Source organism: Pedobacter zeaxanthinifaciens (assembly GCF_003313335.1).
Lineage (GTDB): Bacteria > Bacteroidota > Bacteroidia > Sphingobacteriales > Sphingobacteriaceae > Pedobacter > Pedobacter zeaxanthinifaciens.
In genome coordinates this window covers 108,093-124,175 of the sequence record NZ_QMHP01000001.1, presented here as the reverse complement: position 1 = coordinate 124,175, position 16,083 = coordinate 108,093, and the positions used below count along the sequence as shown (strand labels likewise).

Annotated in this window: 7 protein-coding genes; all 7 read right to left on the bottom strand. The window is 38.6% G+C overall.

Translation table 11 applies throughout. The annotated features are described in order from the left end of the window. Positions 1-60 precede the first annotated feature (60 nt). The 7 genes from DUT68_RS00505 to DUT68_RS00475 all read right to left on the bottom strand — a co-directional run bounded on the left by DUT68_RS00505 (position 61) and on the right by DUT68_RS00475 (position 16,038). A complete protein-coding gene (locus DUT68_RS00505; RefSeq protein ID WP_113634772.1) occupies positions 61-1,188 on the bottom strand; it encodes a glycoside hydrolase family 18 protein in 1,128 nt (375 codons plus the stop codon). A gap of 32 nt (positions 1,189-1,220) precedes the next feature. Continuing rightward, complete coding sequence (locus DUT68_RS00500; RefSeq protein ID WP_113634770.1) at positions 1,221-3,872, bottom strand: glycoside hydrolase family 2 TIM barrel-domain containing protein; 2,652 nt, start codon at positions 3,870-3,872, stop codon at positions 1,221-1,223. Between the two features lie 181 nt (positions 3,873-4,053). After that, positions 4,054-5,799, bottom strand: a complete 1,746-nt coding sequence (locus tag DUT68_RS00495) for a RagB/SusD family nutrient uptake outer membrane protein (RefSeq protein ID WP_113634769.1) — start codon at positions 5,797-5,799, stop codon at positions 4,054-4,056. A gap of 12 nt (positions 5,800-5,811) precedes the next feature. After that, the gene (locus DUT68_RS00490; RefSeq protein WP_113634767.1) at positions 5,812-8,886 is read right to left on the bottom strand and encodes a SusC/RagA family TonB-linked outer membrane protein; all 3,075 of its coding nucleotides are present in this window, start codon (positions 8,884-8,886) and stop codon (positions 5,812-5,814) included. 38 nt (positions 8,887-8,924) lie between these two features. Continuing rightward, the gene (locus DUT68_RS00485) at positions 8,925-10,646 is read right to left on the bottom strand and encodes a RagB/SusD family nutrient uptake outer membrane protein (protein ID WP_113634766.1); all 1,722 of its coding nucleotides are present in this window, start codon (positions 10,644-10,646) and stop codon (positions 8,925-8,927) included. 1 nt (position 10,647) lies between these two features. Beyond that, positions 10,648-13,836, bottom strand: a complete 3,189-nt coding sequence (locus tag DUT68_RS00480) for a SusC/RagA family TonB-linked outer membrane protein (RefSeq protein ID WP_113634764.1) — start codon at positions 13,834-13,836, stop codon at positions 10,648-10,650. Positions 13,837-14,121: 285 nt separating this feature from the next. Then, positions 14,122-16,038 (bottom strand): 7TM diverse intracellular signaling domain-containing protein, encoded by a 1,917-nt coding sequence (locus DUT68_RS00475; protein WP_113634763.1) that lies wholly within the window; start codon positions 16,036-16,038, stop codon positions 14,122-14,124. Between the last annotated feature and the right edge of the window lie 45 nt (positions 16,039-16,083).

Genomic DNA, 16,083 nt, shown 5'->3' with positions numbered 1-16,083 from the left:
GAAAGCCTTATTAAAACTGATTTTCTTTTTTCCAACTCCCTACTAAATAAGTGATTAAATTCATTTAAAACTTTTAACAATTTGATTTAAAAGATATTCCTTTTCATCCGCACCATATTCCCAAAACATCACCCCCGCCAGCTGGTTTTGAAGTACATACTGACATTTATGCGCTACAGACCACTCATCGTCATAGGAAATAAATTCCTTTGAAGTTATATTAAATAGGAATGGTGCTTTAGCCTCTTCATCGCGGTAAGCTGCAAACCCATTTTTATTCACTAAACTATCTTTTAAAAAAGTATAGCCTTTCCCGTAGCTATTTGCGCTAGACGCAATGGTATCGCCCAGGCCTTTCAATGAATTAGCTTTTAATTTGAAGTTACGACCGTAAAATGCAATTCCAACTACAAGTTTAGCAGCAGGAACACCAGCATTCAGGTACGCTTTAACGGCATTGTCGGCAGAGTTATCAGGACTATATGCATTAGAATGGTAGAGATTGGTATGGTGCTTTGCTTTTTTATCGGAATAATAATCGTAGGTCATCAAATTAATGTAATCCAAAAACTTGGCAGCCTCAGCCATGTTAGTGTTTTGCAAGAAATAAGGGAAGCCTCCCGTTGCTGTTGTAAGCAGCTTTTTATGCCCTGTTTCTTTTTCCAACTGATCAAGTTCCTTACGTAACTCTGCAAACATTAGGGTGTAGTTTTCTTTATCCTGCGGCCTGTACACATTTCCCTGTTCACCTGGCATACCTGGGTATTCCCAATCGATATCAACACCATCTAACTGATGTTTACGAATAATCGCTACTGCGCTTTTTGCAAAAACCTTGCGCAACGAATCCGTTAATACTGCATTAGAAAAGTTTTCGCTCCATGACCAACCACCGATAGAAATTAGCAGCTGAAGTGAAGGATTTTTTTCTCTTAGTGAATTCAAACGCACAAAGTTGATAGAATCTCGTTTTGCGTTATCCAAAAAAGCTTGATTATTTTTTATGTTTACAAACGCATAGTTAATGTGCGTTAACTTTTCAGCACTTATTTTATTGGGATCGACCAAACCGTTATAACCTGTCACATAACCAATTACAACAGGATTAAATTTCCGCTTTTCTGGAAATTTAGCTGCAATAGCTATTGCTATAACCAAGCATGCCGTTAAAATTTTCACAAGCTTCATTACCTTTAATCGTTGTAGTTTAAAGCATGTTATCATAGTTTCCTAACTTGCAATGCGTTCAGCACAGGTTGACCAGCAATTCCTTTAAAAGTTAACCGTAAACCTTTATCATCACTAACAATACACTCAAATTTCATTTGTACACTGCGAGCTACACCATATTTTGCAGCTAAGTTCAAACCTTTGATAATCGGCTTATCATTCAAATAAACATCGAAAATGCGTTGCGGCGGTACCTCTTTTCCCTCGGCAATTAAACTATCCAAATTGTAGGGCAACACGGTTTGGATGCCATTACCCATCAGTTCTGCAAAATGCAAGGTAATTTCGTACTTACCCTTAGGAGCATTGATTTGATACCCTTTGATGCCGACTAATTGTGTTTGATAAACAGGGTCATTTTGCGTCCCTTTGATGTCTTTATCAGAGCCATACTGTTGCCTCCCGCTGTTTTTAATTTTAAATGCTTCACCTCCAATGCTGCCCCAACCTAATTGGTCAACGCTTTCGGTAGGTAACCAAACAAGATTTTTATCATCAGTAAATTGGCGTTGCGAACCCATTAATAAATTAAGCGAACTAATGCCTTTGTAAAAATCGTTTGGTTGTAAAACGAAATTGATTTCAGCACGATCGTGAAAAACACTTCCGTTTTGATTTGCAATTGCTTCAATACTATTCTTTCCCGATCTAAGCTCCACCTCGCAAGCGGCCACATGATCTATCACTGCTTTTTTAGGCCATCTTTTTCCGTTTACCACTAATGTCACGCTATCTAAATTGCTCATTACACTGATGGTTTGCTTACTTGTTAAGCTGCTTCTGTTTTTCCAAGATCCATCTCCAATTTTTAAATAAGGAGTTTTGCTAAAAAAAGCTTTATAAAGGAAATACGTGTTTTTTGGTTGCCTATCCAGTGTAAGCAATCCTTTGTTGTTAATTGATGGCATGGTTTCCATCCTAGTTTCGGAGCTAAAATCAGCTAAATTCCAAGCAGCTGCTCCGGCCACAAAAGGTCGTTTTAAAATATCATTGATGTATACTTGATGGTACTTTATGCCGTAAGCCAAACTTTTATCAAAACGGATAGGATTTTCGGCATGTATGCGAGGGTCAACATCAGCACCGTATTCGGTAACAATTATCGGTTTATCAGACATTGCTGCATGTATTTTATCCAAACCTGGACCAAAATCTTCAATTTTACCTCCATACCAACCTTGATACAAATTCCAGCCAACAATCATCGGTATTTTTGTTAAACCTGCATTGGTGTAACCATTGATATCACCATGGTTAGCGATCATGGTGAACCTACTAGGATCAACCTTTCTTGTTAAATCTTCTAGTTGTTGCGCTAAGTTTTCGATGTTTTTAAGGTAGATTTTCTTTTTATCAGGCTCCTTACCAAAGTGCATTTTCAAAAGTACCTCGTTCATATATGCCCAAATGATCACACTCGGATGGTTAAAATTTTGTTTGATCATTTCCAACTGCATGTTTTTACAATTGTCGTAGAACGCTTGGCTTTCGGTAATTTCGTTTACAATTGGAATTTCAACAGAAGTTAGTATTCCCAGTTTATCGCAGGCGTTTAGTACCGCTTGATCTTGCGGATAGTGTGCAACACGCAGAAAGTTACCTCCCATTTGCTTAAGCAACTCTACATCTTTCACCTGCAAAGCAGCTGAAACTGCATTACCCATTTTTGCAAAATCCTGATGCCTACTTGCACCAATTAACTTTACCGATTTGCCATTGAGAAAAAAACCTTTTTCTGCATCAAAACTGAAATAACGCAAACCAATCTCGGTTTTCACTTCATCCAAAATTCGCCCTGTTTGCGCATCGGCTAATTTGGTAGTTACCTGATATAGGTAAGGATTTTCGGGCGACCATAAATTTGGTGTTTTTAAGCTAACTGATGGAAGTTCGAAATCAATTTTTTGACCTGCGTTTGCGTTGCTAGTTTGCTTGGTATATGCAACCGTCTTTCCTTTTGCATCTAAAATATGCGAAGTGATTAGTAGTGTTTTTTTATCTGCCGAATTATTTAGCTTGCCTTTAATGTTTATTGTGGCGATTTCATCACTTACGTCAGTTGTAGCTACATATACACCTGTGCTGCCGTATTTCTCGTCTGCAAAATGAGCTTTGCTTACCGCAATTAATTTAACATCTCTATAAATGCCTCCGAAAAAAGTAAAATCGCCTGTTAATGGTGGGATATGCTCATTATAGCTGTTATCCACTTCCACTATCAATTCATCGTTCCCATTGAATTTTAAATTGTTTAACAGCACCATAAAAGCAGTATATCCACCCTTATGGTTCCCTATTACCTTTCCGTTTAATATTACCGTTGTTTCTTGATTAGCCGCACCAAAATCCAAATAAATTTGTTTGCCTTTCCAACCAGACGGTACTATTAATTTTTTCTTATAGTAGCCAATTCCACGATAATAACCGGGTTCATCATCTAAAACATCAAATGCATTCCAAGTATGCGGAATATTTACGGAAGCATATTTCAACTGTGTGCTTCCTTTTGCGTTTGGATCTTTAGCAAATTGCCAATCTTTATTTATCGATACAATTGTACGAGAACTCGTATGAACTTTCTGCTGAGAAAATAAGGGTTTAAAGCTAAGTACGAAAAGAATAAGGAGAATATTTGTTTTCAAGAATTTTACTTTATCGTTTTAAAAATTGGTTTTGGGCGCTATAAGTTTTAAAAAGGAGCATCCTTGCGGATGCCCCAAAAACAACTAACCGAGGTATGAAAATCGACTAGCTGTTTTGCTTGTCAAATACATGACTATATTTTATCATTTTTAGATGAAACATCTACAAATTAAATTAACATTAATAACCTGGATTTTGTCCCAACTTAGGTGCTCTGTTTAATTCATTTTGTGAAATTGGGTACAAGTAATTTTTAGCTGAGAACACTCGATTGTCAACCGTAAATCGGGTATAGGTAAATGTAGTTGGACTATTTGCTGTAATTCTCATACCTGTAACCGGACCGTTAAAGGTAGTTTCGCCCTCTTTCCATCTGCGCACATCGTAAAAGCGGTGTTCTTCAAAGCAAAGCTCTACCCTACGTTCATTGCGAATTCTTTTACGCAACTCAGCCTGAGTAGGCGCAACATAACCATTGCCTGTTGGGTTGGTGGTTTGTAATGCTGGCATTGCCACCCCAGACCTAGCTCGTATTGAATTGATACTAGACAAGATTTGAGTTAATGCTGCCGTACCTTGCGCCTCATTTAATGCTTCTGCATAATTTAGAAGCACTTCAGCATATCTGAAGAAAATCCATGGTCTGCGGATATTGGTAGTAGTACCCGCCCAAGATGCACTTTCGCTAAGATATTTTCTTAAATAGTAGCCAGTTTTTGTAGCATTAACATTTAAGCCCAAACCGTCTTTACCGCCCACAAAAGTTTCCACTGGTTTAGACTTAAAATTATTTGCAGCAACAGCTGGTTGAACTGAAGCAGAGTTGAACAAAATAGAAAAGCCTAACCTAGGATCACGATTGGTGTACGGATTGGCCGCACTATAACCAGAAGCCGCATCTGCAATTGGACGGCCGGTAGTTTTCATTTCAAAAGCGTCCACCATCTCCTGCGTTGGATTGGTGCGTCCATTAGCACCATCGTAACTTATAGGTGCATTGTTTTGCTCAATTGACGTGGTGTTTAATGTAGCCGTAGCAAAAATTGTTTCATTGTTGAATGCCCCTCCAGTATTCCAAAGCCAAATATTAGGATAAGAGGAATAAATGCCATGCTTTCCGGTATCCATTACGCGTTTTGCTGCATCTGCAGCTGCCTGCCATTTGCTTAAATCATTTGATGGGTTGTATTGCGGACTTGCTGCGTACAACAACAATCTGGCTTTTAATGCCATTGCGGCGGTTTGCGTTGCCCTTCCACGGTCTACCGTTCTCCATTCAGTTGGCGAAAGTGGTAGTCGTGAAATTGCCGCTTCGCAATCATCGGAAATTTGCTTTACACATTCGTCAAAAGTATTTCTTGGCAAATCCAGCTCATCATTCACAGTTAAAGTACGCGTTACAATTACAAAACTGCCATAGCGTTTAAGTAATTCAAACTCAAAAAATGCTCTTAAAAAATAAGCCTGCCCTAGTAAGCGTTGAATTTGAGCATCATAGGTTTGATTAGCAGCTACGTTGGCTGGCAAAACCTCGTCAATAGGGATAATTGCACTGCCATTGGCTTTCTCTAAAAACATATTTGCTTTTCTTATGCCGGTGTACATGGCCGTGTAAACATCGTCCACTGTTCTTGCCGCATTCCAAGTTCCATTGGTAAACGTGTTTATCCCTGAGTTCAAATTAGAGTTTACCGCCTCGTCAGTAGCCGAAGCCAGCAGAGCACCATCACCCAAATCGTATCTATCTGAAAGTGTAGAATAAACGTTGTTTAAAAAGTTTCTTGCATAGTCTGGATTTGCCCATAGCTGAGCTTCGGTAATATCATTAGTACCGCTGAATGATCCATCTTTTAAGAATTTATCCTTTTCGCACCCTGTTGTAACCAGCATCGCAACAAAAAATGCGTAACATATATTTTTTTTCATGTTCTTCAATAATTAAAATTTCAAGTTTAAACCGAAGGAATAAATCTTCATGTATGGGTATGATGAGTTGTAACCCGATTCAGGCAACTCAGGATCAATAGGTAAATTGCCTAGCTTATCCCAAGTAAGTAGGTTTAAACCACCAACGTAAAATCTCAATTGCTGCAGTTTTAACTTCTTGGTTAATGCACTTGGCAAAGTATAACCAAGCTCCACATTTTTAAGCCTTAAAAAATCGCCTGATCTAATCCAGAAATCAGAATTTACCGTATTGTTACCCCTATCTGAAAGTAATAACCTAGGGAAAGGCGCATTAGGATTTTCTGGCGTCCATCTATCTACACTAAATTGATTTAGGAAACCATTGTTAGTATTACCTGCATTAACCAATTGCTGTATGGTGATAGAACTACCCAACGTACCCTGTAGCAAAAAGTTTAAATCGAAATTTTTAACAGAAACGCCGGCTCCAAAACCGAACACAGATTTAGGAACGAAGTTAAAATCAGTTTTAACCCTATCCAAATCGTTAATTATACCATCACCATTTTGGTCAACATACCTGATGTCGCCTGGTTTTACACTCCTTGAAAACAATTGAACAGGTGCAGCATCAATTTCAGCTTGCGTTTTAAAAATCCCATTGGAAATTAACATACTGTTGATGTAACCCGCACTAGAGTTAGCAGTAGCAGCAGGAGAAATTACACTTGTAATTGGACGACCCAAAGACTTTTGATATTCAGGTAAATTAGCTGCCTCATTAATAGCTAAAATTTTACTCACCTGATAAGTATAGTTTCCAAAAACATTAAGGTTTATTGCTCCTAGCTTTTTGTTGTAATGAATATCTGCTTCGAAACCTTTATAAGATGCTTCACCCTCATTCACGAAAATTAAAGTTTGACCTAAAATATTTGGCAATAAAGAGCTTGTTGCCAAATCTTTTCTGTTTTCGTGGAAATAATCGGCACTGATAGCAACTGACTGTTTGAACATTTTGGCATCAAAGCCGATGCTTGATTTACGAGCTTTCTCCCAAGTTAAATAAGGATTAGCCAAGGCCAACTGTCCTGAACCGCCAACGCCGTTGTAACCTGTACCAAAAGTGTAACCCGTAGTGCTTCTTGCAAAGAAATCGTTGAATGCAAAACGTCTGGCGCTACCTATAGCATCATTTCCTACCAAACCGTAAGAGCCTCTGATTTTCAATAAATCTAGAAATGATGCGCTACCTTTCATGAAATCTTCGTCTGATACAATCCAGCCTGCCGATACCGCCGGGAAGAACCCAAACCTTCGGCCTACTGCAAAGTTTTCAGAACCTGAATAGCCTGCAGTTAAATCCATAAAGTAACGCTGTTTGAAACCGTAAGTTAACCTGCCCGAAAGCCCCTCTCTTCTTATATCAAGGTTACCGAAAGTGGCGTAAATTTGTCTGGATGTACGGGCACTAAATTTAATATCGTGGTTACCAAAAGTGCGATCATAATCAAAACCAGCCCAAAATTCGCTTTTTCGAACATTTCCTGAAAAGCTATTTGGTAAATAATCTACCTTGTTAGCTGTGCCGTAAGTGGCGTACAAGCCTGTAGGCAATAACTCAGAGGTAGCGTAAGTTTGCTGAAAACCCGAACGATAAGCTCCAGAAATATCATAGGCATAAAATACTTCTGCCGATAATCCTTTTAAAATTCCGTCCATTTTTTGTCGGGCGCTGATAGTAGCAATCATATTCCTCACCAAATCAGTACTTGCTCCACGAGCCTCTAACATGGCTTTAGGATTACTTGTTTGAAAAATAGATGTACCACCATAAGAACCATCAGGATTAATTACTGGAAACGCATTTGCAGGTGTGCTGTAAACTGCATTTAAGAATGCCGCAGTTCCTTGGTTAGGGAAAGTAAGGTTGGTGATTCTACCACCAATATCTAAAGCAACATCTAAATTTTTGTTGACATGCAAATCGATATTAGTACGAAGATTATATCTTGTAAAATTGGTATTTGCATCGTAGGTTTCATTATATCCACCCTTGTAAAAACCGCCTTGTTGATAGGCACTTAGCAAAGTGTAGTATTTGATAAAGGCGTTACCACCAGAAACACTTGCTACATAGCGCTGTGTTGGCGCCACGGCTTTGGTAAAATCCTTCACAAAATTATTGTTTGGATATTTGATAGGATCGGAACCAGTTTGATATGCTTGAAGCGCTGTAGCATCGTAAAACGCGGTACCACCACCATTAATTGACGCTTCGTTGTACAACGTTGCGTAGGTGTATGAATCCAGCGGACTTGTGATACGCATTGGAGCTTGTAAGCCAGCCTGCGCATCAAATGTTACTTTAGTTGCAGTTGCGCTTCCCCTTTTAGTTTTTACATAAATTACTCCATTTGCAGCGTACATGCCATACCAAGCAAGGGTAGCCGCATCTTTAAACACGCTGATACTTTCAATTTCGCCTAGGTCCATCGAAGTAAAACTCCGCTCAATACCATCAACTAAAACTAATGGTTCTTGATTGCTATTATAAGAGGAACGGCCTCTGATTAAAAAGCTGGAAACATCATAACCTGGCTGTTGTGAGCCACTTGGATAGATGTTTAAGCCCGCAAGGCGACCAGTAAAAACGTTAGTTAACGATGATGAAGGAATTTGAGGAAGATGCTCTGCAGTGATAGTACTAATTGATGCCGATACTTCTCTCCTTTTGCGTACACCGAATGGGATGTAAACTAGGTCGTCATCACCTGCGTCAACTAATGTCTTTTTAAGCATCAATGTCTTATTGTTAATTTCGGCAGCTGGCTTTGTTAAAGTGCCATAACCTACCATTTTAAACACCAGTACATCACTAGTAGATGCATCTAAACTAAAATCACCGTTAGCATCGGTATTTACCGTTCTATTTTTTTTATCTTCTTGGATACTTACTACCACTCCGGCAAGCGGCTTATTGTCCTGATCCAAAACTTTTGCTTTTACAGCTATTTGCTCATCTGGGTTTTGCCCATAAGCCTGAAGCACCGCCATCCATAAAAACAGAAGGCAAACTATATATTTTGATTTTGATAATTTCATGATCGAATAAAATCTTTTGCGTAAAATTTAATGAACTGCTACTCCCAACCTGGGTTTTGGGTAAGCACACCTTTACTTTTGAAAATCTCTGTTCTAGGAATTGGATACAGATTCTGCTTTTCGGTCCAAGTTTTTTGGAAGTTATTGCCCAACGTAATGAAGTTGTAAGTAAAAGTACCATTGGCATTTTTTACCACATCAACCCCTTTCATTGGAACCCCAATGGTAGTTGCACCAATTTTCCAACGCATAATATCATACCAACGGTGATCTTCAAAAGCAAGTTCAATGGCACGTTCGTGTCTAATTACTTCACGCATTTCTGCGGTTGTCATGTTATCTTTTAAACCGTAGCCGTAAATACCGCTTCCTTTAGTTATACCTGCCCTTTGACGGATGGCTACCAAAGCATTGTACACACTTGCGTCTGGTGCGGCAAGGTATTCGTTTTGCGCTTCTGCATAATTTAGTAATACCTCTGCATAACGGAAATAAATGTAGTTCAACAACGTAGTGCTGCCGCCAACAGTCCTGTATACTTCTGGCCAGTATTTTTTGCAATAGTATCTTGTGGCCGTGTAGGTAATATTTCTAGGATCCCAATCTTTGCCGTAAACTGTTCCAGTACCTGTAATTTGCGACCACATTTCGATTCTGCGACCTTGCCAAGGCATATCGTTGTAAATGATATTGGCATAAAAACGAGGTTCCCTGCCTACGTATGGGTTAGCTGGATTGTAACCAGAAGTTGGATCAGTAATTGGCTTTCCGTTGGCCATTTCGTACATATCGACATGGTTTTGCGTTGGGTTCATTTGACCTTGCGCACCACCTGAGCCTGGTGACATAGAAAAATCCTGCATCATTTCGCCAGCTAAAGGCGTATTGCCTTTGATTCTGATCATGATATACTCTGGAGAATTGGGCACATTAAGGATATCCTCATAAGTAGCCTGTAAAGCATAACGACCATCCATTAACACTAAGGCGGCATCAGCAGCTGCTTTCCATTTATTTTTATCACTTGATGGGTTATTTAACGGGCTTGCCGCATATAATAACACTCTTGCTTTTAATGCCTGTGCAGCACCAATTGTTGGGCGTCCGTAGTTTGAAGCTCCATAATCTGCATCGGTACCCAATTTTGTAACCGCAATATCTAAATCACTTAAAATGAAGTTTGTTACCTCTTGAAAAGTGTTTCTTGGCAGGTTAATGTCATCATTAACACCATACACTTTATCTACGATTGGAACGCCTCCAAATCTTTTCGTTAATTCGAAATAAGATAGAGCACGTACAAATCTCATCTCGCCTTCCACACGTTTTGGATCGAAAATAGGAACCGTTGCATTTGGTGATGGCGGTACTTTAGAAATATTAGCTAACATCTTATTAGCTACCGCAATGCCCATATACATTCTTTTCCAAATGTCACCAATATCATTTAGGGAGGCCATGGTAGCGTGTTCGTGATATAAACCGCGGTTTAATGAGGTTACCGTACCTTCGGAGTTACCAGACACGGCCTCATCAGAAGCTTGCGCCACGCAACCACGGTGGTCGTTAAATCTCACATATTTATTGATTAGATAGTTGTAAGCATCGTCTGCATATCTGGCGGCTAATGCCGGATTAGAAAAGATATCATCTTCGCTGATGGCTACTCCTGGAGTACGCTCTAAGAAATTCTTTTTACAAGAAGTTAAGCCAACGATAATGGAAAAAACTATGATAGGTTTGATATATTTTTTCATCATTTTAAAAGTTAATGTTTAAACCAAAATTGTAAACTCTGGATGATGGATATAGGGACTGCAGCGGGAACGTTTGGTTCACAACATTTAAGTTCTCTGGATCTAGATACATCTTAAATTTAGTCCACGTGTATAAGTTTTGCCCGTTAACAAATACCCTAATATTACTAAGCTTTAGCGCTGTAGACCATGATTTTGGTAACGAATAAGCCAATTCCACATTTCTAATTTTTAAATAGGCTGCATTTTGTAACGTGAAATCATTTAAAGCGTAGTTTAAAGATGCAGTACCTCTAGAGTGTAGTGCAGGCCAAGTAGCGGTAGCAGCGTTTTCAGGTGTCCACGATTCTAGCATGAACGGATACATTTGCTGTCCGTTATTTTGCTCAGATAAGATCACATTTGAACTTACGTGTGCAGCACCTTGGAACATTACCGAAAGGGTTAAACCTTTGTAGGAAAACCTCGGAGTAAAGCTATACACGTATTCTGGGTTGTTAGTATAGCCAATTGCAGTTTGATCCAAGGTAGTAATTAGTCCATCGCCGTCTAAATCCTTAATCTTCAAATCACCAGGTATAGGCGTAAAACCTTGCTGTTTTGGAGAATTGGCAATATCTTCAGCTGAAGTGTAAAACCCATCGGTTTTGTATCCGATAAATTGTCCTACGCTTTTACCTTTTCTAGCTTGATAGTCTGGTAAACCATCAGGTTCATCGTTTTCTACAATTCTATTTTTCGCATAACCAACTTGAGCGTTCAAACCAAGGGTTAATTGTCCAACAGTGGCTTGGTAATCGAACTCTACCTCGTAACCTTTGTTGTAAACTTCACCTACGTTTAGTCGAGGATATTGGTGACCAAAAAGATCTGGACCACTTAAAGTTTCAGTTAAGATGTTTTTCCTTCTTTCATCAAATAAATCCACGTTTAGTTTTACATGCTCTTTAAACAACCTAGCTTCAAAACCAACATTGCGTTTATAACCAGTTTCCCAAGTTACCTTATCGTTACCCAAAGCAGTTGGCGCAATCCATAGCGTTGGATAATTGGTAATGGAAAGTGGATTTCCAAACGGTGTTGAGGTATTAGCAGTGTAAGATGTCAAGAAAAGGAACCTTTGGTCAGAAATCCTGTCGTTTCCAACCAAACCGTAACTACCTCTAAGTTTGAAATAACTTAAAATATTGTTCTTTTTAAAGAATGGTTCGTTTGTTAACGTCCATCCAGCAGAAACTGATGGGAAAAGTCCGTACCTCAAGCCTGGAGCAAAATTTTCAGAACCATTGTAAGTCCCGTTAACTTCTACGATGTACCTGTTATCATACTCGTAAAAAAACCTTGCCGCAATACCTTGTGCTGCCCTTGGAGGTGCAGTAAAAGCAGATGCACCAACCGTTCTAATCAGTTCTCTCCTACCTAGTATCATCCCGTTAACATTATGCTTGCCGAAAGTACGTCCGTAGTTAAATGAAGTTTGAATATTCATATTGGTACTGCCGGAGGTTACGCCACCGTCCTGAACTGCACCTAAAGGTTCATCCCTATTCCTTGTATCGGTAGAAAGCGTTGCTTCTCTGGTCACAGGATTAAAAACCCAGGCAGCCCAATTGGCATTTCTTCTTTCTACGTTGTTATAGTAAGAATCATAGCCAAAAATAGCTTTGAAAGTTAAACCTTTGGTGACAAACCCTAGGTTATAATCGAGGTTAAAAGTGCTCTCAATAGTATTAATGTTATCGTTACGCGTACCATATCTAGTTAAAATAGCATATGGATTCCAGATATTAGTACCAATGTTCGGATTGGCAGTGATTCTACCATCGGGCAAAGTTACCGGATAGGCATATGCAGGAACCTGTAAAATACGCGAAATCATCCCTTCTATGGTATCATATGAGAACGCAGAAGATGACAATAAACCTGAAGGTTGGTAACGGTTAGCGAACCTTCCGCCAAGCTTAATTCCTACCGTTAAATCCTTGCTCAAGCTTAAATCGATATTTGACCTGAAGTTGTATCTATTATAGTTTGGAACGGTATTGATGCCATACGGCGAATCAAATTTTTTGAAAATACCATCTTGAAAAGAATATCCAGCTGATACAAAATACTTTGCGATTTTAGTACCACCGTTGATATTGATATTATGCTGTGTTTGTGAGTAGTATTTTCTGGTGAGGTAGTCAAACCATTGCACATCAGGATAGCCAATGGGATCTGATTTATCTGCAAATTTTTGGATGGCATCAGCCGAAAAAGGAGCTGCTTTTCCATCATTTAAGTAAGCTCGGTTTAACAATTGTGCATTTTCCAAAGCTGGCAAGCCAACGGCCAAACCGGTATAAGTTTGTGCTGCATAATTGCCTGTGTAGGTTACTTTTGGTTTTCCAACTTTTCCTGATTTGGTAGTGATTACAATTACACCGTTTGCACCTTTTAAACCATAAATGGCTGTAGAAGCTGCATCTTTCAGAATTGATACGGTTTCTATTTCATTAGGATCAACATCTGCAAAGCTCGGTCGCTCAATTCCATCTACCACTACAATAGCCGATGCAGAAGCTGAATTTAACGTAGCAATACCTCTAATTCTAATTGTTGAGGCATCTGCTCCGGGCTGACCGCTGGTTTGTACCGCTACCAAACCTGGCAGCCTTCCAATTAAACTATTAGTAGGGTTTGGAGTTGGAGATTTTAGTATTTCTTCAGAACCAATTTGAGAAATAGCAGCTGTTACGCTAGCTTTTTTCTGCGTTCCGTATCCAACAACAATGATTTCGTCTAAGCCTTTTGCATCTTCTTCTAAGGTAACTTGCAAACTTGTGCGGCCTTTCAAAGCAATTTCTTGCTCCTTGTAACCAATACTGGTAAATACTAAAACTGCTTCTGGATCTACATTTTTTAACGAAAACTTACCGTCAGCATCAGTTGAAATGGCATTTTTTGTTCCCTTTACTTTAACACCAACGCCAGGAAGCGGATAGCCTTTTGTGTCAACTACAACTCCTTTAATGTCGGCGAATAATAATGGTTTTTTAGTTTTAGAAAACGTTAGACGAGATTTACTTGGGGCCGCAACAGCGTTGCTTCCTTTAAAAGTAACCGCCGAAGCATCTAATTGCAGAATGATACACCAGAATAGTGTAAACATCATCTTCTGCAAAATCCTTTTTGATAGAATTTTACTCATACAGTTAATTTGGCTTTTATTGGTTATATGTCAATTAGTTTGACATCGTAAATATAGAGCAGTTAGCTACTCATTTGCAAGAAATAAAAACATGTAATTAACTGATAATTAAGGTATTATTTAAATTTTAATACGCTTAAATCTCAATATCAAAAAGTGATAACTAACTGATTTAATGCATCATGCAATGCAAATAGTTAGTAAAGCTGATACGCTTTGAACACACCAAAAATTAGATGAAAAAAAATACGAAAACGTTTGCGAAAAATGGACTTTTATGCTCTTTTAGCTATTTTTTTCAAGCACTAACTTGCTCCAGCCAGATTTTCCCGTTCCTTTTAAGTCCTTTTTTCTTTCGTCCATCACTTTTTTAACCTTTACGGCATAAGCCCAGCAGGTACTTTGCCTAATACCTAGCTTCTCAGATAGCTTGTGTGATGAAATAGCACCTTTGGAATGGTACATCAAGTACACCAAATAAAAGGCCTTATTAATTGGAATTCGGTTATTTTCGAAAATTGTTGCATGCAGCACCGATTCTTCGTAGGCGCATTTGGTACAGCGCCTGTTATAAGGCACTTTACCGTTGCAATAATTGGTATTGCCGCACTTTAAACAAGCGTAGCCACGCTCCCATTTAATTTCTGCCAAAAACTTATAGCACGACTCCTTATCGGGATATTTTTGACTAAACTCATCAAAATCAAGCTCGGTTGCGTTAACTCGGGCATTGGTAACTTTCTCAATATCAGTTTTAAGGTTGATGTTGTCTTTCTCCAATAGCAGGTTCATTCTCGAAATTTCTTCCGCCTGATGCTGCAATAGTTCGTTTTTCTGTAACAACTCGTCATTCTGCTTTTCAATAGTTTCATTTTGCTCCATTAAAGCTACTGCCTGCTGCTTAACTTCTTTAGTGCGCTGTTCAACTTTCGCCTCCAATTGTTTATTCAAATTATCTTTCATCTCTGCATTAAGCTGCATTTGTTTGATAATTTGTTTTTGTGCATTTTCCTTTTTCCGTTTCAAAATCCTGACTTGGTCGCCAATGGCAAAGGATAGGAAAATCATCTCTAAAAGAAAGCCAAAACTCAAGCTATAATAGCCCAAAGCACCCGGAATATGCCTAGCATAGCCCAAAATGTGTACAATTTTGATGATAAAACCTAAAAATAAGAACGAATATCCTACTACAAAAAAACGGGCTGGTCGGTATTTCTTTTTCCAAAGGATATAAATACCCGTAATAAAACCAATTGAAAGTGGAATAAACTCAATAAACTTGAATTTAAACCAGTCCGGATTATAGCATAAACAAGCTAGGAAAAACACTAAACGCAAAAGCAGTGTGATATTAATTAACTTGAAAAATACTGGTGCTTTTTGTTTAACATGTAGCAGCTCTTTGGTAAAAATCATGGCGAAAGAACTGATGCAAAACAACGCGATACCGTAGGCATACTCATTCCATACTGGATGCTGAGGCCACAAATATTGGTAGGCTATGCCATCAATAGAAACTTCGTATAGGCCAACACTTAATATGTATAAAATATAGTAAAGGTACTGGCGGCGACGTACAGCCAAGTACATTAATAGATTATGAAAGCTGAAAATGAAAATCATTCCATAAAACAGCCCATAAGTTAAATACTCGGTTAAGCCGTATTGGATAAAGCGCTCAATTGTCCTAAAAACGATAATTACATTTACTTTATCTTTGGATTTTACCCTAAAATAATAGTAATAATCTCCTTTTTGCGTGTTCTTTATTAAAAATTCAAAATTCTTATGTTGAAATAAGCGCTGTTTAAATGGCAGATCAGCACCGGAATTGGCGTGTACATAGTTCCCATTAGTATCGGGAAAGTAAGCATCAATATAGTCAGTTACCTGATCAAAAAACTCGATGATGCAGGATTTGTCCAAGTTATCCTCAAAGTTCACCTTTATCCTGTACCAATAAGCGGCGTTACGGTTGTAGTTTTTTGGATAATAGTCGATGTTGGGAACAAACTTATCTTGATAGGCTTTACTGGAAATCACATCAAAACTTAATTTACCAGTACTGTCTTCTAAAGCTACAACCTCTTTATTCTTAAAAATATGTTCGTAACTGTCCTTATTAAAAGTAACTGGAGTTTGGCTTTTAACAGCAATAAAACAAAACAAGCACAACAAGCTAGTTATAAATCGGAGCAGCATGGATTAAGTTTTCACAGTTAAGCATCAGCTAAATAGCCGGCATAA